General features: G+C 73.6%; 16 protein-coding genes. 6 read left to right on the plus strand and 10 right to left on the minus strand.

Translation table 11 applies throughout. The features are described from left to right. Nucleotides 1–1351, plus strand: a 1351-nt coding sequence (locus GV126_RS33865; RefSeq protein ID WP_159675014.1) for an MFS transporter, incomplete at its 5' end; no start/stop codon positions are given. Nucleotides 1352–1450: 99 nt separating this feature from the next. Here the strand turns inward: GV126_RS33865 and GV126_RS33870 are convergent. The 4 genes from GV126_RS33870 to GV126_RS33885 form a co-directional block, all read right to left on the minus strand. Next, the gene (locus GV126_RS33870; RefSeq protein WP_159675016.1) at nucleotides 1451–2407 is read right to left on the minus strand and encodes a ThiF family adenylyltransferase; all 957 of its coding nucleotides are present in this window, start codon (nucleotides 2405–2407) and stop codon (nucleotides 1451–1453) included. Continuing rightward, entirely contained in the window at nucleotides 2404–2589 is a 186-nt protein-coding gene (locus GV126_RS33875; RefSeq protein ID WP_159675018.1) for a hypothetical protein, read from the minus strand. Before GV126_RS33875 ends, GV126_RS33870 begins: the two co-directional genes overlap by 4 nt. A 312-nt stretch (nucleotides 2590–2901) precedes the next feature. Further along, on the minus strand, nucleotides 2902–4482 hold the full coding sequence (locus tag GV126_RS33880; RefSeq protein WP_236570362.1) for a substrate-binding domain-containing protein: 1581 nt from the start codon (nucleotides 4480–4482) through the stop codon (nucleotides 2902–2904). A gap of 272 nt (nucleotides 4483–4754) precedes the next feature. Then, nucleotides 4755–5312, minus strand: coding sequence for a TetR/AcrR family transcriptional regulator (locus GV126_RS33885; protein ID WP_159675020.1), 558 nt, complete (start codon nucleotides 5310–5312; stop codon nucleotides 4755–4757). Between the two features lie 98 nt (nucleotides 5313–5410). On the opposite strand from GV126_RS33885, the gene GV126_RS33890 reads away from it, so the two are divergent. Then, the gene (locus GV126_RS33890) at nucleotides 5411–6568 is read left to right on the plus strand and encodes an FAD-dependent monooxygenase (RefSeq protein ID WP_159675023.1); all 1158 of its coding nucleotides are present in this window, start codon (nucleotides 5411–5413) and stop codon (nucleotides 6566–6568) included. Between the two features lie 112 nt (nucleotides 6569–6680). Continuing rightward, nucleotides 6681–6908 carry a carbon-nitrogen hydrolase family protein gene (locus GV126_RS33895; RefSeq protein WP_159675025.1) on the plus strand — a complete coding sequence of 76 codons (228 nt, stop codon included), beginning with the start codon at nucleotides 6681–6683 and terminating at the stop codon, nucleotides 6906–6908. 132 nt (nucleotides 6909–7040) lie between these two features. On the opposite strand, the gene GV126_RS33900 is transcribed toward GV126_RS33895, so the two are convergent. The 3 genes from GV126_RS33900 to GV126_RS33910 all read right to left on the minus strand — a co-directional run bounded on the left by GV126_RS33900 (nucleotide 7041) and on the right by GV126_RS33910 (nucleotide 10276). Further along, nucleotides 7041–7847 (minus strand): SAM-dependent methyltransferase, encoded by an 807-nt coding sequence (locus tag GV126_RS33900; protein ID WP_159675027.1) that lies wholly within the window; start codon nucleotides 7845–7847, stop codon nucleotides 7041–7043. 112 nt (nucleotides 7848–7959) lie between these two features. Then, on the minus strand, nucleotides 7960–9132 hold the full coding sequence (locus GV126_RS33905; RefSeq protein WP_236570363.1) for an FAD-dependent oxidoreductase: 1173 nt from the start codon (nucleotides 9130–9132) through the stop codon (nucleotides 7960–7962). A 211-nt stretch (nucleotides 9133–9343) separates the two neighbouring features. Then, nucleotides 9344–10276, minus strand: coding sequence for an aldo/keto reductase (locus GV126_RS33910; protein WP_419796047.1), 933 nt, complete (start codon nucleotides 10274–10276; stop codon nucleotides 9344–9346). A gap of 722 nt (nucleotides 10277–10998) precedes the next feature. On the opposite strand from GV126_RS33910, the gene GV126_RS33915 reads away from it, so the two are divergent. From GV126_RS33915 to GV126_RS33925, 3 genes are all read left to right on the plus strand, one after another. Continuing rightward, nucleotides 10999–11520, plus strand: coding sequence for a DUF4142 domain-containing protein (locus tag GV126_RS33915; protein ID WP_159675033.1), 522 nt, complete (start codon nucleotides 10999–11001; stop codon nucleotides 11518–11520). Nucleotides 11521–12266: 746 nt separating this feature from the next. Then, the gene (locus tag GV126_RS33920) at nucleotides 12267–12971 is read left to right on the plus strand and encodes a type 1 glutamine amidotransferase domain-containing protein (RefSeq protein ID WP_159675035.1); all 705 of its coding nucleotides are present in this window, start codon (nucleotides 12267–12269) and stop codon (nucleotides 12969–12971) included. A 187-nt stretch (nucleotides 12972–13158) separates the two neighbouring features. Next, entirely contained in the window at nucleotides 13159–14064 is a 906-nt protein-coding gene (locus GV126_RS33925; RefSeq protein ID WP_159675038.1) for a LysR family transcriptional regulator, read from the plus strand. 208 nt (nucleotides 14065–14272) lie between these two features. Here the strand turns inward: GV126_RS33925 and GV126_RS33930 are convergent, their stop codons facing one another. The 3 genes from GV126_RS33930 to GV126_RS33940 form a co-directional block, all read right to left on the minus strand. Beyond that, on the minus strand, nucleotides 14273–17530 hold the full coding sequence (locus tag GV126_RS33930) for a GH92 family glycosyl hydrolase (RefSeq protein WP_159675046.1): 3258 nt from the start codon (nucleotides 17528–17530) through the stop codon (nucleotides 14273–14275). Nucleotides 17531–17934: 404 nt separating this feature from the next. Then, the gene (locus tag GV126_RS33935) at nucleotides 17935–18258 is read right to left on the minus strand and encodes a putative quinol monooxygenase (RefSeq protein WP_159675040.1); all 324 of its coding nucleotides are present in this window, start codon (nucleotides 18256–18258) and stop codon (nucleotides 17935–17937) included. A 43-nt stretch (nucleotides 18259–18301) separates the two neighbouring features. Further along, the gene (locus GV126_RS33940; RefSeq protein ID WP_159675042.1) at nucleotides 18302–19339 is read right to left on the minus strand and encodes an NAD(P)-dependent alcohol dehydrogenase; all 1038 of its coding nucleotides are present in this window, start codon (nucleotides 19337–19339) and stop codon (nucleotides 18302–18304) included. Nucleotides 19340–19393: the final 54 nt, after the last annotated feature.

The following is a 19393-nucleotide window of genomic DNA, read 5'->3' on the forward strand; positions in this document are numbered from 1 at the left end:
CGCCGCGGTGGCGCCCCGGCGTCGCTCGCCCGGGCTGGTCCTGGCCGGCACGAGCCTGGGCACCCTGCTGGTGATCCTGCTGACCTCCGGCCTGAACATCGCCTCGCCCGCGATCCGCTCGGCCTTCGACGCCGGTGAGACGGCGCTCGGCTGGGTGCTGTCCGGCTACACGCTCGCCTTCGCCTTGCTGTCCCTGACCGGCGGCGCGCTGACCGACCGGTTCGGCGCGCGCCGGGTCTTCCTGGCCGGCCTGGGCGTCTTCTGCGTCTTCAGCCTGGTCGCCGCCACCGCGCCCGACGTGTCCCTGGTCGTGCTCGGCACCTTCGGGCAGGGCGCGGGCGCGGCCCTCGTCCTGCCCTCCGCGCTCGCCCTCATCCAGTTCGTCTACCAGGACGTCCCTGGGAAGACGTCCTGGGCCATCGGCATCTGGGCCGGGGCCAACGCACTGGGGGCCGCCCTGGGCCCGGTGCTGTGCGGGGCTCTGGTCTCGGCGTTCTCCTGGCGCGCGATGTTCCTCGTCGTCGCCGTCCTCGCCGTTCTCTTCGCCCTGATCGGACGGCCCGTGCTGCCCCGGCTGCGGGGCGGTCGCGCCCGGCTGGACCTGCCCGGCCTGCTGGTCATGGTGGTCCTGCTCGGCCTGGTGGCCTTCCTCGCGCACGACGGCGGGCAACTGCCCGCGGGCGTCGTCGCGGGCGGCGTCGTCGTCCTGTGCGCGGTGGTGTGGCTGTTCGGCCGGGTCGAGCGGCGCGCGAGCGCGCCGATGCTGCCGCTCAGCCAGCTGCGCGACGTGGCCTTCAGCGCCAACGCCCTGGTCACGGTGGTCGGAACGGCCGCCTTCTTCGGCCCGCTCTACCTCATCAGCACGGGCTTGCAGGACGAACTCGGCATGACGCCCTTCGTCGCGGGCCTGGCCCTGCTGCCGCTGGCCGGAGGCAACATCGTCTCCGCGCTCGCGGCGGGCCGGACCATCGGCCGCCTGGGCGTGCGCGGGGCGATGATCCTCGGATCGGTCCTGGCCGTCGCCGTCCTGGCCGTCGTGCCCGTGCTGTTCCACCACTACAGCGCGCTGATCGTCCCGCTGGTCCTGCTGGGCGCGGGCTGGGGCCTGCTGGTGCCCACCACCTCTGCGGCCGGGCTGGCCCGGGCGCAGCCGGGCAAGGAAGGCGTCGCCTCGGGCGTCACCTCCGGAGGCCGCGAACTGGGTGCGGCCCTCGCCGCCGCCCTTCTGCTCCCGCTCGGCGTCCGGGCGGGCATCTGGAGCGCGGCGGCCGTCGGGTTCGTCTCGCTGCTGGTGGTCGTCCTCGGCGTCCGCCTCCACGAGCGGCCGGGCACCCGTGAGCGCACGGTGTGACACGGCGCGGCGGGCGTGCCGTCAAGGGGCCCGCCTGGAGACCGTCCGTCTCCCGGAGCGTGCCCCGTCCCGCGCGTGCGCGCCTTGCGCGGGGCCGTCTCAGGAATGCGTGCCCTGGGCGAGGGAGATCACGAACAGCACCGTGACGAGCAGTAGCACCGCGGCGAGCACCGCCCCCACCGGCCACCGGGGCTCCGGCGCGGCACGAGAGGAGGGAACGCCGGCTTCGCGGGTGGCCGACGCGTCCGAGGAGGCCACGTACCGCCAGCCCCGGCAGGAGGGGCAGGGCCGGGGCGGGAAGGGGACCCGCACGCTGCGGCTGCTCAGCCCGTCCGTGGGGAAGATCGACTCCACGCCCGGCGAGGTGGGGGTGAAGCCATGGAGATAGATGGCGGTGCGCCGGGGGTCGAGGATCCCCGCACGGGCGTCGCCGGGGTGGGCCAGCGCCGTCACGACCTGCGCGGTCGCCAGGGCGATGAGCTGGATGTCCACCCGCGCGCCGCGGGCCGCCTGCGTGTCGGACGCCGCCCGCCGGAAGGCCGCAGCGCACGCGTAGCAGGGGGTGCGCCTGCCCGGGAGCACCCACAGGATCTCGCCGACCTCGGCGTCCCGGATCCTCGGGTCCACCCACACCGCCGGATAGACGGCGGGCCTGCCGACCACGAGCGCCACCTCGTTCACCTCGCGCTGGCACGCGGCCGAGTCGGTCGCCGCCACCACCACGTCCGCCTCGCGCACGAGTGCGCGCTGCTCCTGAGCCGACAGCTCGAGGAAGTCGGCGCAGTGGCCCACGGCGGCGCAGGAGGGGAAGTCGCGGCGGATCCTGCCGGCCAGCGCCGACGCCTTCGGCCGCCCCAGCTCAGGGGCGCCGAGCGGATGGCGCACGATGTTCTCCACGGCGAGCGTGTCCGGATCGACCAGATGGAGCGGGCTGAACCCGATCCGGGCCAGTTCCTCGGCGACGAAGCCGCCGACCGCTCCCGCGCCGACGATCAGGACCGCGCCCGTACGCCGAGGGTGGCGGGCCCAGACGCGGTCCTCGGGCGGCTCGGTCAATCGAAGGTCCAGCGCGCCGCCCGGACCGGCCGCGGCCGGGTTCGCGGGTCGTCACCGGCGTGCACGTCCGGTTTGATCTCCCCGGTCTCGGCGTCGAGGAACCACTGGCGTTCCTTCTCGCGGGCCTGTTCCTCCGTCAGTTCCGCCTGCCGCAGGGTCTGAATCTCAGGTGCTGCGCCCACGCAAACCACTCCTCCCGGTCCTGGGGGCGACAGCGCGTGCGAAGCGTCCGGAACCGCGCCGGCCCGCGCCGGCCGTTGCCCCGCGAGCGGCGGAGCCGGACGGGCACGCCTGCTGCCGGGTGCTCCCTGTCCGCCCTTCCCACGCTACGCCCCGGTCCGGGCACCGCATCCCGGGAGCGCCGGACCACCGGTCCGCCGCGCGGGCGCCCACACGGCGGCCCCGCGGCATCCCGGGAACAGCCGGACCACCGGTCCCGCGCACAGGCGCCGACACGGCGGCCCGGCGACCGTGGACCGGACGGGACCGCCGGCTCAGCCGGGGCGGCACAGCAGCGGCTTGGACAGCTCCGCGCAGGGGCGGTCGCCGTGGGAGCGGATGATGTCCTTGCCCACCTCGTTGCCGAGGGAGCGCAGGAAGCCCGCGGCCAGGGAGCCGGCGGGCGGCTCGCCGTAGGTATAGGCGTACTCGGTCTGCCAGTACGGGTACGCGCCGGAGTCGACGCCTTCCAGGGTCGCCGGATAGCCGTCGATGCGGACCGGCTGCACTCCCCGGTGCGCCGTCGCCGCTCCGACCTCGCTGTGACCCAGGGCGCCGGGTACGGAGGCCACGGTGTCCAGCAGCGTGGTGGTGTCGCCGACTTCGCAGCGGCCGGGCCTGGCGTCGTCCAGGGCGGCGCAGTCGCCCGCGGTGACGGCCGGGAGGGACCGGCCGCCCAGGACCTGTTGCTCCAGGGTGGTGCGGGTGCCGGAGCCGGGGTGGCGGCTGACGAGGTGGATGGGTACGTCGTTGCCCTTGACCTGACTCCAGTTGGTGATTTTGCCGGCGTAGATGTCCCGCCCCTGCCGCAGGCCCAGATCCTTCACCCCCGCGTCCGGGTTGACGACCAGGGTGAAGAGCGAGAGGGCGACCGGCCGGGGGAGCAGTTGCGGGCGGCCGTCGCCCTTGGGCCCGTCGCTGAACGCCAGCCGGTCCCCGAGCCCCTGGTCCTGGCCGGCCGGCTTCTCCTTGGCGCCTGCCGCCGCCAGGGAGTTGAGTCCGGCCACGCTGCCCTGGAAGGTGTCGGCCGAGACGGGAATGTGCGCGTCGGGACATGTCTTCTCGTACTGCCGCGCCGCCTCCCGCAGCACCGGCGCGAACGCGGTGGACCCGGACAGCGTGAGCGTGCCCTTGGCGCAGTCCAGCGGGGCCGCCGTGGGCGCGCTGCGCAAGAGCATGAACAGGGACTCGCCGATGAGGACCAGCACCAGGACGACGAGCAGGGCCCGGACCGGCCGGGCGGCGAAGGGGTGGTACTCCGTCCTGCGCATCCGGCCCCGGCGCACCCCGCCCACGAGGCCGCCGACCACCTCGGGGTCCGGGAACGTCCGCTCGCTGTAGCCCTGTTCGCGTTCCAGCACCGCCAGCACCTTGTAGTGGTCGCGGCGGTTCAGCTTCACCTTCGGCAGTTCGATGAGACCGTCGGTGACCCCGAGGCCGCGCACCCGCTGCGGGGCACCCTGGCCGGTGTCGCCGGGGGTGAAGAAGCCGCGCAGTTCGTCGCGGCTCAGCTCGGTCACGACCATGCCGACCACCCGGCGGCCCCGGAACCTCACCTGGATGCCGGCCCGGGCCCCGTCGGGCGCGAGGTAGTCGCTCTCCACGATCGGGGCCCGGCCGCTGTTCTCGATGCGCAGCAGCACGAAGGACGGGTCGCGCAGAGGTGTGCCGTTGCGTTGCATCTGCTGCAGCACACCCGCGTACGGTGCGGCCGCCGCGTCCTGGGCGGTGGTGTCCATCTGCACGCGGTAGCCGAGCAGTTTCCGCCCGACGAGGGCGAACTCCCACAGGGCCGCGAGGGCGGAGACGGCCAGACCCACGACGGCCAGCGTGGTGTCCCAGGGAATGCCGTTCACGGCCGACTCCCAGGCGTGACAGGGCGGACAGGGATGTCATGGTGACCAGGACGGCCCCGTGGGGGCGAGGGGGAGGAACACCTTCCGGGCCGAATTCACGGGCATGTCACCGCCAGGCACCGGCCGTTCCCCGGCCGTTCGCCACCCGGCCGTTCCGGGACGTGCCTTGCCGTTCCCCCGGCCGTTCCCCGCCCGGTCGCACCCGGTCGCACGCCGTTCCCCGCCCGGCGTCGCAGGCCGGCGGGCCGCGCCCTCAGATGGGGCACGTGTCTCTACCGCAGAGCGGTCTCGACCAGCGCCCGGATCTGCTCCAGCGGCACCCGTCCCCCGCCGACCAGCCGGTCGAAGACCAGCCCGTCCACGCAGGCCAGCAGCGTGAGGGTGCGCTCCTCGGCGTCCGGGACGCCCTGGGCCGCCAGGAAGTCGCGCACGGCGGCGCGAGCGGCGTTCTCCCGCGGCAGGAGGATCTCCCGCAGCTCCGGATGGCGCACGCTCTCCACGGCACAGGCGTACCGCGCGAGCGACCTCTCGCGTCCCTCGCCCGTCAGCCGCGCCTCGGCGAACTCGGCGATCCGCTCCGCCAGTTCACCGGCGCTGCCGAACCCCAGCGGTTCCTTGCCCAGCGCCTGGAGTTCCGCCTGGTCCCGCTCCACCAGCCGCCGCACCAGGCCGGTGAGCAGCGCGTGGCGGGTGCGGTAGTACGCGGAGGTGGTGCCCGGCGGCAGGCCGGCGGCCCGGTCGACGGCGCGGTGGGTCAGCCCGCGCATCCCCTCCCGGGCGAGTACGTGGATGGCCGCGTCGGCGAGCACGGTGGGTCGGTCTGTGGTCACCCCCTAGTTCTACACCTGTAGAGGGCCTGGACTATGCTCGCTTCCACATCTGCTTCTACATCTGTAGAAAACGGCTGCTGACACGGGAGGTGCCCGGCATGGGCGACAGGGCAGTGGTGGTCGGGGGAGGCATCGGTGGACTGGCCGCGGCCATCGGCCTGCACCTGATCGGCTGGGAGGTGACGGTCCTGGAGCGGGCCCAGGTCCTCGACGACGCGGGAGCGGGGATCTCCCTGCACGCCAACGGCATCCGCGCCCTGGACCTGCTGGGCGTCGGCGACGCGGTGCGCGCGGCGGCACGCCCCCAGTACACCGGAGGCACCCGCACCCCCGGCGGGGCCCGGCTGGCACAGATGGACGGCGTGGCCCTGGAACGCGCGCTCGGCACCCCGATCGTCGGCGTCCCGCGCGCCGTCCTGCACCGGATACTCCGCGACGCCCTGCCTTCCGGGTCCCTGCGGATCGGCGAGCGGGCGCTGTCCGTGGACCGCACCGACCCGCGCCGGCCGCGCGTCCGCCTGGAGGACGGCGCACTCGACGCGGACCTGGTCGTGGGCGCCGACGGCGTCAACAGCCGGCTGCGGGCCGAGCTGTTCCCCGCCCACCCCGGCCCGGCCTACAGCGGATCGACCGTGCTGCGCGCCATCACCGACGAACCGGTCGCGCTGGACACCGACTTCGAGCTGACCTGGGGCCACGGCGCCGAGTTCGGCCACATCGCCTTCACGGACGGCCGGGCGGAGTGGCACGCCGTCCTCAACGCCCCGGCCCGCACCCGCTTCCCCGACCCCCTGGCGGAAGTGCGCCGCAGGTGCGGCACCTGGCACGCGCCGATCCCCGCGCTGCTCGCGGCGACCCGCCCCGAGGCCGTGCTGCACCACGACATCAACGAGCTGGTCGTGCCCCTGCCCGCCTACGCCGTGGGCCGCGTAGCCCTGCTCGGTGACGCCGCGCACGCCATGACCCCCAACCTCGGGCAGGGCGCCTGCCAGGCGCTGGAGGACGCGGCCGTGCTGACCGCCGCGCTCGCCACCGAGCCCACCGTCGAGGCGGCGCTGGCCCGCTACGACACCGAACGGCGCCCCCGCAGCCAGGCCGTGGCCCGCGCCGCGCGCCAGGCCGGTCGCATGGGGCAGCAGCTGACCCACCCGGTGGCCGTCGCCCTGCGCAACACCGCCATGCGCCTGGCCCCCTCGGGGGTGACCCTGCGCACCATCCTGCGCCACGCGGAGTGGACGCCTCCGGGGCTGCGCTGACGGGCCGCGGCGGGCGCGATGGACGCGGCGGGCGGGGTGAGCGGACCCGTGACCCGGCTGACCCGTCGCGGAGCCCCGGCCGCCCGCCCTCGCCGGGGCCGACCTCCTCGCCGTGCCCACCAACTGGCCGCTGGTGGACCGGGCCGACGGCGAACGCCCGCCGGAGGTGGTCATCGCCCAGGCCGCGGCACGCGTCAACCACGTCGTCATCGCCTGCTGCGACCGCTCGGGCCGTGAGCGGGGCCAGGAATGGACCGAGGGAACGACGATCGTCGATGACAACGGACGGAACGCCGCCACCCCGGGCCCGACGGCACCGCAGGGGCCGACCTGTCCCTGACCAGGGCCAGGGGCAAGGCGCTGTCCTCCCGCAACGACCGCTTCCTCGACCGCAGAACGGACCTGTACCGGCCGATCCTGCGCTGACGCACCGCCCGGCACGGGGCACCCGCCGCCCGTGCCGGGCCCGCGCCTACTCCTTGACGGCCACGGCGCTGACGGCGTGGTCCTCCTCCGGGTCGATGCCCGCCGCCTCGTGGTCCGGACGCCACTGCGCGGTCCTGACCAGGCCGGGCTCCACCAGGCGCAGGCCGCCCAGGAAGGAGCCGATCTGCTCCGGGGAGCGCAGATGATAGGAGTGGACGGACTGGCTGTTGTAGGCGGCGATCGCGGTCCTGAGGCCCTCGCTGGTGTCGGTGCCGTCGCTGAGGGCCACGTAACTGCCCGAGGGCAGCGCGTCGACGAACTCCTTCACCACCCGGGCGGGCTCCTCGGAGTCCGGGAGCTGCCCCATGATGCCCAGCATGATCAGACCGACGGGCCGGGTGAAGTCCAGGGTCTCGGCGGCCCGGGCCAGGATGCGGCCGGTGTCACGGGCGTCGGCGTCGATGTACGCGCACGCCCCCTCCGGCGTGCTGCGCAGCAGCGCCTCGGCGTGGGCCAGCACGATCGGGTCGTTGTCGACGTAGACGACGCGGGAGTCGGGTGCGATGCGCTGCGCCACCTCGTGCGTGTTGTCCGCCGTGGGCAGACCGGTGCCGATGTCCAGGAACTGGCGGATGCCCGCCTCGGCGGTCAGGAACCGCACCGCCCTTTTGAGGAAGGCGCGCTGCTGGCGGGCGATCGCGGCGATCTGGGGGAAGTTCTTCAGGATCAGCTCCCCGGCGGAGCTGTCGACCGGATAGTGGTCCTTGCCGCCGAGCAGGTAGTTCCACACCCGCGCCGAATGCGGCTGATCGGTCCGCAGGCGCGCGCGCCAGGAGTCATCGGAGAGAGTCATGGGGAGAGCATCACACACAAGCGGCGCCTTTTCGTGAGCAGGTGCTGCCAACTGCTCGGTGCGGTCCGCGACTTCGATCCGGGACGTCGGTCCGGGCCGACGCCGCGGCCGGTCACGCGCCGCGGGCGTGCGACCGGCCGAGGGAGGTCGGCGGGCGGTCGGGGTCGTCGGTGAGGCCGCTGAGGCGGTCGAGGGAGAAGCAGGCGGCGTCCTCATCGGCGGGCCGCCCCTCGGCCAGGTCGGCGAGGATCTCGCCCATCAGCGCGGAGTACTTGAAACCCTCGCCGCTGTCACCGCAGGCGAGCACGACGCCGTCGCCGATGCGGTCGATCACGAACCGCCCGTCCGGTGAGTCGGTCCACGTGCAGACCTGCTCGTCCACCACGGCAGGCACCGCGCCGGGGAACATCGTCCGTACGCGCCGGGTGAGTTCGGCGGTGCGGCCGGCATCCGGCGTCCGGTCGTGGTCCTCCGGCCGCAAGGGCCGCAGCGGGATGTCCAGCCCCACCTTGTAGCCGACCCCGGGCGTGGGCATGCCGTACAGACCGGGCCGGTCGCCGGCGGGGCCGTCGAAGAGTCCGGGCAGACGCGCGGTGGACGCCGGGTCGGCGAGGCCGGCGTAGTGCACCACCTGCTCCACGTACGGCCGCAGCGGCACCGACAGCCCGAGGTGGGGCAGCAGTCGCACGGTGCCCGGGCCGGCGGCGAGCACGAGGACGTCGCCGTCCAGCCGTGTGCCGTCGGCCAGGTGCACGACGGGCCGGCGGGCGGCGGCGTCGGCGGCGACCACCTCCGTGCCGGTGCGCAGCCGCCCGCCGTGCGCCGTCAGCTTGCGCAGCTGGGCGTCGAGCGACGCCTCGGCCAGCACCACCCCCGCGTCCGCCTGGAACACCGCCTCGCGCCCGCCGCCGGCCAGCCCGGGAAAGAACCGGCCGACATCGGCCGCCGCGACCTCGGTGAAGGGCAGCGCCGCCCCGCGCAGCGCGGCGACGAGCCTGGGCAGCGAGTCCTCGTCGCGCCACAGGATGCCGCGCCGCAGATGGACCTCGGCGCCGGTGTCCTGCTCCAGCCGCCGCATGGCCGCCGCGCCGCGCAGCGACAGGCGGACGCGCAGCGGGTCGGGATCGGCCAGTCGCCACAGCCGGGTCGGGCCGTGGGAGGACGACAACCGGTTGCCCACTCCGTAGCGGTCCACCAGCGTCACCGTGTGGCCGCGAGCGGCCAGTTCCGCGGCGGCCGGCAGACCCCAGGCGCCCGCTCCGACGACCGTGCACAACATCCGCATCTCCCCTCACCGGAGCAACGCCCGCGCACCCACGGACGTCGCTCACCGTACCGTCGGCACCCGGGAACGTGAAGATCACCTTCCCGGGGATCGCGCCGCCCCGCACCAGGCCGGTTCGCTGACGGTCAGGCCGTGCGCGGGGCGCGCGGCGGCGGACCAGCGGTCCGCGGCTGCCCGCGCGGCCTGGTTCGACTTCTGCGCCTGACGCCCCTCATGCCGTCCGCGGCATCCGCCGCGGGCGCTCAGCGGCCGGCGCGCAGGACGAGAGCAGGTCGACCTCCTCCTGGGTGAGCCGCAGCCCGCCGGCCGCCACGTTCTGCGCGAGGTGCTCCGGGTCACCCGTCCCCGGGATGGCCAGCACATGCGGTCCCCGGTGCAGCGTCCACGCCAGGCGGACCTGCGCGACGGACACCCCGTGCGCGCGGGCCACGGCGTGCACCGCCTCGCCGTCCGGCGCGCCCGGACCGGCCTCCCGCCCGGAACCGGCGATGGCGAAGAACGGCACGAAGGCGATGCCGAGTTCACCGCACCGCCTCAGCAGGGCCTCGTCCTCGTCGGACGCGCCGATGCCGTACGGGTTCTGCACACAGACCACCGGGGCGATCGCCCGTGCCTCCGCCAGGTGTGCGGCCGTCACGTGGGACACCCCCAGGTGCCGGACCAGCCCGGCGTCCCGCAGCTCGGCCAGCGCGCCGAAGTGCTCGGCGATCGACCCGCTGTGCCGGCTCGGCGGTACCCGCAGGTTGACCACGTCCAGGTGGTCGCGGCCCAGTTGCCGCAGGTTCTCCTCCACCTGGCCGCGCAATTGCTCCGGTGCGGCCCACCACCACGCGCCCGAGGGATCACGGCCCGGCCACACCTTGGTCGCGATCACCAGGTCCTCCGGGTACGGCGCCAAGGCACGGTTGATCAGCTCGTTGGCGGACCGGGTGGCGGAGAAGTAGAACGAGGCGGTGTCGATGTGGTTCACCCCCAGCTCGACGACCCGCCGCAGCACGCCGATGGAGGTCTGGCGGTCACGGGGCACGCCGCCGAAGGGCACGGTGCCGGTCAACCGCATGGCGCCGAAGCCGATGCGGTTGACGGTCAGGTCACCCAGGCGCCCGGTTCCCGGGGCGGCTGCGGGGCTCGTCCACGGACTCACGAGACGGATCTCCTCCTTGGGCAGGGAAGGTGCTCCCGCCGGCATCTCGCCCGGCGGGAGCACCTTCGCAACGGGGTCACCGGCGCCGGACCGTCCGGCTCCGGGATGAAAAGGCCTCGGCACGAAAAGCACCTCGGCACGAAAGACACCTCGGCGTGAAAACCTCGGCAAGAAAAAAGCCTCCCGTGCGCGGACCGGTGTCCGTGCGCAGGAGGCGCGTGAGGTCTGACGGCACCTTAGCAGGCAGACCGGGGAACCCTGCGGGGACCGAGCCGGTTGCGGGACCGGGCCGGTTGCCGAGGCGCACACCAGCAGCGGGATCAGTAGGTCCGCATGACGATCTCCAGCACGTCGGACCAGGGTCCGTCCTCAAACGGATCTCGCCCAGAACAGGAACCGCATGTCCGTCTGACCGGGCAAGCGCCCCGGCCACGGACGAGGCGGCCAGGACGCCAGGACACGGTGAATGCCGGGGCCGCCGCGACCCCGGCCGTTTCACCCGTTCGGCCCCCTCTCGGCCTACGACTGCGCAGCGTCATATCCGCAGGACCACGGGCATCGGACGAGCGCGGCCCCGCTTTCCGCGCTCGAAAGGCGAGCAGGCGTTCGAGAAGCGTCGCCATCATGACCAGAGCGGCACCCACGCCTGGGCCGTGCCCGGGCGGCGAGGTGGAAGACCCCGCGATCCCTTCCCTTCGGTTCACCGACCTGTGGAGGACCTCATGCGACTCACCCGTTTGTGCGGTACGGCCGCGGCGACCGCGCTGCTGGCCCTCGCCACGGCTGCGACCCCGGCATCGGCCGCGCCGCTCGCCGGACAGGACTCGGCCTTCCTCAAGGCCGTCCACCAGTCCAATCTCGCCGAGATAGCCGCCGGCCAGGACGCCCGGAGCCACGCGACCAGCGCCTGCGTCAAGCGAGTCGCCGACATCCTGGTACGCGACCACACCCGCCTCGACGCCCAGGGCATGGCGCTGGCCCGGAGCAAGGGCGTGTCCCTGCCCGGCACGCCGACCGCCGCCCAGCGCCGGCAACTGGCAGCCGTGAAGGCCCACCAGGGCACTGCGGCCTACGACTCGGCCTGGCTCGAGGCGCAGGAGAAGGGCCACACGCAAACCCTGGCCCTCATCGACACCGAGCTGTCCAAGGGCACGGACGCCAAGGTTCGCGCGGCTGCTCGCACCGCCCGGCCGATCGTCGCCATGCATCTGCAGATGGTCCGCGGCGGCGTCTGCCACGCGTAGGCTGCCCACGAGATCGCCCTACGGCAGCGGCCGCTCGGCCGCTGCCGTACGGCCGGGCGGGCCCACGGGCACACTTCCCGCACACGCTCCTCGGTGACGGCGCACGCGACCGTCGCCGCGGACGCCTGGAGTCGCGCGTGCGCAACCCGCCCGCTCCTGCGGCACCGTGCAGCCCCGCCCGCTGCGGACCTCCCGGTCGCGCCGGTCGGTACCGCCCCGGCCGAGCAGCGCAGTCCTCATCCCCCGGTGGAACCGACTGCGGCACGCGTGAGGCCGGCTGCGCCGACGGACGATGCGGCAGACAAGACGGGGGAGGGGAAGACCGGAACAGAGACCGCTGCCGCCCCCCGCCGGCGGGACCTTCGACGCGACCTCGGAGTCAGCCACGCCGCCCCGGACTGCGCACGTTCCCGCGACCCGGCGTCGCGACCGACCTCCCGCACACCCGGGACGGACGCCCGGCCGCAGCCGGCTCGGTGGGCCGGTGCCGGCCGGGCGTGAGACCGCCTCGCGAGCGAGCCGGTGACGGTGACCGCCGTGGCGGCTCCGCTCGGCCCGCTACCGGCCGTCACAGCTCCCCGTCAAGGCGCATCCATAAGGATTCTTATGGCGGGCCTTGAGGCGAAGGGATGTCCGTGATGGATGCTGGGGTTGTTCACGGTGCCGCCCCACAAGGCAGGCGGCACGCGTCGATCCGCTCCGCGGGCCGACGTGTTCCCTCCGGACAGGACAAGCCAGGCACACCCATGTCGAAGATTCTGATGGTCATCTCCGCTGCCACCACCCTGAAGCTGGCTGACGGATCCGCTCACCCCACCGGCTACTGGGCCGAGGAGGTCGCCGCATCTCACAAGGTCCTCAAGGCCGCCGGCGCCCACGTCGACATCGCCACCCCGGCCGGCGTCCGGCCGACCGTCGACGCGCTCAGCCTCAGCGAGCAGGGCGGCGTCCCGGCGGCCGACGCCGAGGAGTTCCGTGCGTACCTCGCCGGGATCGAGGAGCAGCTCTCCACTCCGCTCACGCTCTCCGAGGTGCGTGCGAGCGACTACGACGCGATCTACATCCCCGGCGGCCACGCGCCGATGGCCGACCTCGCGCAGGACGCCGACCTCGGCCGGCTGTTGAACGAGGCCGATGCGCAGGGCACGATCGTGGCCGCCCTGTGCCACGGTGTCGCCGGCCTGCTCAGTGCCGTCAAGGAGGACGGCACCTTCACCTTCGCCGGCAAGTCCCTCACCTCCTTCACGGACGAGGAGGAGCGCCAGGGCGGGTTGGGGGAGAACACCCCGTACTTCCTCGAGAGCCGGCTGCGCGACAGGGGCGCCACCGTCCGGACCGGCGCTCCCTGGACCACCACCGTCGTGGTGGACGGCAACCTGATCACCGGTCAGAACCCGCAGTCCAGCATCGGCACGGCCGAGCGGGTCCTGAAGGCGATCGCGGCCGTCTGAGCCCGGCAGCGGCTCGGCGGCCGGAGTGCAGTCCCGACGAGACCTTCCAGCACCACGTCCGCACGCTCGTCGGCGGCGATCCGTGGCGCTCCGGACGCGCCCGCCGCCGGCGACCTCGACGCGGGCGATGATGGGACCCCGCGGTGACGATCTCGATCCGCCCGGGCACCGATGGAAGGAAGGCAGCGTGACGAGCCTGGACCTGCTGGCGACGTTCCTGGAGATCTACCGATCGGGGTCCCTTTCGGCCGCCGCCGAGCGACTCGGGATCTCCCAGCCCGCCGTCACCGGCCAGCTCGCCCGGCTGGAGGAGCAGATCGGGGAACCGCTCTTCCTCCGCTCCCGCAAGGGCGTCGTCCCCACGCCCCGTGCCGCCGCCCTCGCCGCCCGGGTGAGCGTGCATCTGGACGGGCTCGTCGGTGTCCTCGACTCGGCGCAGACCGAGCCGACCCTGCGCGGTACGGTACGCATCGGCGGCGCGGCCGAGGTCATGACGGTGCGGGTCCTGCCCGCCCTCGCCCCCCTCACAGGCCGCGGCCTGTCCCTCCATGTCACTCTGGGGCTCGCCGAGGACCTGCTCGCCGCGCTCGTGGACAGGCGCCTCGACCTGGTCGTGTCCGCCGTCCGGCCGACACACAGAGAGCTCCTCGCCGTGCCCCTGGTGGACGAGGAGTTCCTCCTCGTGGGCGCCCCCGCCGCCGCGCACACCCTGAGTGCGGAGCGGCTCCGCACCAGCCCGGCGGACGCCCTGGCCGCCTTCCCGCTCGTCGCCTATGCGGAAGACCTCCCGATCGTGCGGCGCTACTGGCGCAGTGAGCTCGGCCACCGACCGCTCAACCCGGTGGCGCTCGTCGTCCCCGACCTGCGCGCCGTCCTCGCCGCCGTCGAGGCCGGGGCGGGCATCTCCGTCCTGCCGCGCTATCTCACCGAATCTCCCCTGGCCGCCGGCCGCGTCGTTCAGCTCCACCACCCCGAGGTCCCACCCCTGAACACCCTCTACGTGGCCGTGCGGCGCGGCGCTCCGGACAACCCCGCCCTCACCGTCGTCCGTGACCGTCTGGTCGAGGCAGCCGGACACTGGGGCGGACTGTGACACGTTGCTCAGCTCGTCGTGGTGTCGGTCGCCGGGTGCCCGGGTATCGCGGCGTTCGACGTCAGGCGTCCGCTGCGTGAGGTGTTCCCGCCCTCGCCGCGCACCGCCCTGTCGTCCACCGCCCGCACACACACGGGGCCGGCCCCGAACGGGCCGGCCCCGTGGCGTCGGCCGGGCGAGGTGTGCCGCGACCGGCCGGGGTGCCGCGTCAGGCGGTCGCCACCGCGAAGACGTGGAGCACGCCGCCGTCCGTGGTGGCGGGCAGGGTCACACCCGCGAGCTGCTTGCCGGCCTGCAGCGCGATCGGCGCGGTGGCGAACACCTCCGTGCCCACCGGATCCTTGCCGCCGCCCTGGATGTCGCGGTACGCGGTGTGCACGGCGACCGTGTTGCCGAACGACGGCTTCTGCGTACCGCCGCCGAGGGTCCAGTCACTGAAGCCGATGGTGGCCTGCTGCGTGGTGCCGTCGGTGTACGTGAGCGTCACCGTCCCGCTCGCCGCGCCTTCCGCGGCGGCGCCCAGGAAGCTCAGCTTCGTGGCCCCGGCGGCGGGCCGCACGGCCAGCACCTGACCGCCCCCCACGACCTCGATGTTGTCCGGTTCACCGGCCTTCGCCCGGGGCCAGGTGAAGTCGAACCCGCCGGAGGAGACGGTGCCGCCCGGTTCCACGCCGGCCGCGGCCAGCGCGGCGGCCGAGTAACTCCAGCCCTCGCCGTCGAAGTTGGCCCGCGGGTCGCCGTCGTCCTCCGAGGCGCCGTTGTTGTTGACGTTCCACAGCATGCCGTTCTTCTCGGCGACGGTCCCCGAGGCGGACGTCTTCGGCAGCGCCGTACCGGACGAGGAGGTGAGCGTGACGGGGACGGTGTAGAAGCCCTCCTCGGTCCCTGCCGCCACCGAGACGGACACCTCGGTGCCGGCCGACCCGCCGGCGGGCACCGTGAGGTCGCCCTGGGACGGTGTCACCGTCAGGCCCGCCGGCGGTGTGGCCGTCCAGTGGACCACGGTCGCCCGGTCCTGGAGCGTCTGCACCTTGACGGTCGCGGTGACGGCGTCACCACCCGGCTCCGCCTTCAGGCCGGAGGGGGTGACACCGGTGAAGAACTTCGCTCCGCCGCCCGGGAACGACGGCGGCGCGTCGGCCTTCGCGCTGCCCCACGCGGTGCGGGGCTCGGCGCCCAGCGTGTAGCGCAGGGTGCCACCGCGGGTGACGAACGAGGCGGGGACCCACGGCTTGCCGGACGTCCTGCCGTCGACCTTCAGGCTCTGCACGTAGATGTTGTCCGCCGACGCCGCGGGCGCCTCGATCGTGATCGTCCGGTGGTTGCCGGTGTGGACCACCGCGTGCGGGAACAGCGGCGCGGTGAGCACCATGTCGGCGCGGCCGGGCACCTGCGGGTACATGCCCAGCGCCGAGAAGACGTACCAGGACGACATCGTCCCGGCGTCGTCGTTGCCCGGGATGCCGCCCGGGGTGTTCGTCCACAGCCGGTCCATCTCGGCGCGGACCGTCTCCTGCGTCTTGTACGGCGCTCCCAGGTAGTCGTACAGGTACGGGGCGTTGATGTCGGGTTCGTTGGTCGGGTCGTAGCGGGTGCCGTCCTCGGCCGAGAAGTCGAACGCGCCGTCCGGGGTGCGGAAGAAGGAGTCGAGGCGGGCGACGGCCTTGTCGGCACCGCCCATGGCGCGGGCCAGCCCCGCCACGTCGGAGTACACCATCCAGGTGTAGCGGGCGCTGGTCCCCTCGACGAACCCGCTGCCGGTGCTCGGAGTGAAGGTGCCCGCCCAGGTGCCGTCGGACCTGCGGTCGCGGATGTAGCCGCCCTGAGGCGTGGCGTCGGGGTCGAAGACGTTGGTCCAGTTGCCGGAGCGGTCGAGGAACTCCTTCTCGGTGGCGTGATCGCCGACCCGGCCGGCCAGCTGGGAGAGGGCGAAGTCCGCCGCGGCGTCCTCCAGCGTCTCCGCCGCGCCGCCCCAGCAGTGGCAGCCGTCGGCCGGTACGTAACCGAGCTTCAGGTACGTGTCCAGCGCCGGGCGCTGGCCCACGCACTCGACGTTGCAGCCGGCGCTGCTGGAGTCGTTCGCCGTCGGCACGGTCGCGGCCGTCACCAGCGACTTCAACGCGCCCTTGACGTCGAAGTCATGGCCTCCGAAGGCGTAGATGCTCGCCACCGCCGGAGCCGACGGGTCGCCGGACATCACGCTCGTCTTGCCGTTCTCCAGCAGCCAGCGGTCCCACTCGCCGTCCCGCTGCTGCGCGTAGTTGAACAGGGACTGCGCATAGTCGCTGCCCACTCTGGGGTTCAGCAGCGTCATCAACTGCACCTGGGCGCGGTACTGGTCCCAGCCCGAGAAGGTGCCGTACTGCGCCTTCTGCCGCCGGTCCAGCCGGTGCGGCTTGCGGTCGCCGCCCAGGTAGCGGCCGTCGACGTCGCTGGGGAGGGTCGGCTCCAGCATCGAGTGGTAGAGCGCCGTGTAGAAGGGGGTGCGCTGGGCGTCGCTGCCGCCGCCGACCTCGATCGCGCTCAGGGCGCGCTTCCAGGCGGCGTGCGCCTCGGCCTTGACCGAGTCGAAGGTCCTGGCGGGCGGGTTCTCCGCGCGCAGGTTGGCCTCGGCGTTGTGCGGGCTGACGTACGAGACGGCCACCTTCGCCCGGACCTCGGTGGTGCCCGCCGGGAAGGTGACGTACGCTCCCGAGCCCTTGCCGGCCACCGGGTTGCCGGAAGAGCTGAAGCCCGTGCCGCCTGTGGCGGTGGTGGCGCCGGGGTGCAGGGTGCCGTCCGTCCAGGTGCCGACCTTGGCGAACGGTGTGTCGAAGTGCGCCGTGAAGTACAGGGTGTACAGGTCCTTGCGGTTGTTGGCGCTCTGCGGGCCGCAGAAGTTGCCCGCGCTCACCGAACCGGTCACGGTCCGCGCGGCGGCGTTCACCTCGACCGAGGCGGCGGTGCTGCCGCTCTCGGAGTTGGAGGTGCGGAACAGCATGGAGGCGGGCTTGTCCGCGGGAAACCCGAATCGCCCCGAGCCGGTACGCGGGGTGGCCGTCAGCTCGGCGGAGGCGCCACTGTCCAGGCGCACCTTGTAGTAGCCGGCCGACGCGGTCTCGTTCGCGTGCGAGAAGGTGCCGGCGTACTTGGCGTCGGTGGTGTCGGCCGTCGGCGAGGAGTCGACGTCGCCGACGTACGGCATGATCGGGATGTCGCCGTTGGCTCCGGAGCAGCCGACGCCGTTGAGATGGGTCAGGCTGAAGCCGCGAATCTTCGTGGCGTTGTACTGGTATCCGCCCGGAGCGGGCGTGGAGACCTGGTTGCCGCGGGAGTTCTGCGGACTCCAGGCGAGCATGCCGAACGGCTGCACGGCACCGGGATAGGTGTTGCCCGCGTTCGCGGTGCCGATCAACGGGTCGACGTAGGAGGCCGGATCCTTCACCGTGCCCGCATCGGCCTTCGCCGCAGCGGGGGTGACGGACATGGACGTCGCCGCGAGCGCCAGGGCGACCGCGGCGACCACACCCGCAACGCGCCGTCTCGGACGTGTTCTGCCGTGCACATGAGCCTGATGTATCGATGAGCCTGACACCGCGCTCCTGCCCTTCGCACCCGACGGACGGTCAGAACCCGCCGGGCACCGGCGCGTTCAGTTCACCCGATCGGACTGTAGACAACGTTGTCAACGGACGCGAGGATGCTGCCCCCGGCACACGGGCGCTGTCAAGAGTTCCGGAACCCGGCGTTCGCCCGGCGCCGGGCGCGCCGCGACACTCGCCCCGCGCCCGCCGGGCGCGCACCGGCGCGGCGAACGCCATCGGCCCCCGCCCCGGTGAACGGGGCGGGGGCCGACGGTCGTCTACGCCGGCGCGGGCGGCGCCGGTCGTGCTACTTGACGGCCATCTCGCCGAGTTCCGACCAGCCGTCCTGGTCGATCGTCGTGTTCACGATGCGCGGCGTCTCGGCCAGATAGCGCGGCAGTTTCTCCTGCGCGGCCCGGAAGTGCGCGGACTGGACGTGTGCGGCGCCCGCCTCGTCGTCGCGGAACGCCTCGACGAGCACGTACTCCGCGGGGTCGTCCACGCTGCGGGACCAGTCGAACCAGAGACAGCCGGGCTCGGCCCGGGTGGCCCGGGTGAAGTCGCCGGCGATCTCCGGCCACTGGTCCGCGTGCTCCGGAAGCACCCGGAACTTCGCCGTGATGAAAATCATGGGGCTCTCTTTCTGTGATGTGCGGGACCCGGCCCGTCCGCGGTCACGGTACGAGGATCGCGCGTCCGCGGACCCGACCGGCGTCCAGGTCGGCCAGCGCGTCCCGGAACCGGTCGAGCGGGTACGTCGTCGTGTGCAGCCGCACCCGGCCCTGTGCGGCGAGCACCATCAGCTCGCACAGGTCGGTGTAGCTGCCCACGAGGTTACCGATGAAGTTGATCTCCGACGAAATGATGTCGATCGTCGGGACGTCGATGTTCTCGCCGTACCCGACGACGTGGTAGTCCCCGGCCCGGCGCAGCATGCGCACGCCGTCACGGGTGGCGCCGCCCTCGCCGACGAAGTCGACGACGACCTCGGCGCCCTGGCCCCCGGTCAGCCCCAGCACCTGCGCCACCTGGTCGCCGTCGGCGACGACGCCGTGGTCGGCGCCGATGGACCGGGCGAGCTTCACCGCCTCGGGGTTGCGGTCGACGACGACGAGCTCCGCGGCGGTGAGCGCCTTGAGCACCTGGACGCCGATGTGGCCGAGACCGCCCGCGCCGATCACCACGCACCGGTCGCCGGGCCGCAGCCGCCGCGCCGCCTTGGCCGCCGCGTGGTAGGCGGTCAGGCCCGCGTCGGCCAGGGCGGCCACGTCGGCGGGTTCGAGGGTGTCGTCGAGGCGGACGACGCTGCGCGCGGACGTCTTCAGGTACTCGGCGTAGCCCCCGGCGGTGTCGATGCCCGGGAACAGCGACCGCTCGCAGTGGACGTCGTCGCCGGCCCGGCAGGCACGGCACAGCCCGCAGGTCATCAGCGGGTGGACGATGACCTTGTCGCCCTCGGCGACGCCCGTGACGGCGCTGCCCACGGCGGCCACCCATCCCGCGTTCTCGTGCCCGATGGTGCAGGGCAGGGCGACACCGGACTTCTCGGCCCACTGACCTTCCAGGATGTGCAGATCGGTGCGGCACACCCCGGCGCCCCCGATCCTCACGATCACGTCGTGCGGTCCGGTGACCTCCGGGGCGGGCACCTCGGCCATGCGGACGTCGTCGAGCAGGTCGGGGCCGTACCCGACGACCTGGACTGCCTTCATGCGATCTGCTCCTCGGTCGTACGGCTCGTGCGGCTCGTGCGGCCGTCCCGGGCG

The organism is Streptomyces mexicanus (assembly GCF_902506575.1).
GTDB lineage: Bacteria > Actinomycetota > Actinomycetes > Streptomycetales > Streptomycetaceae > Streptomyces > Streptomyces mexicanus.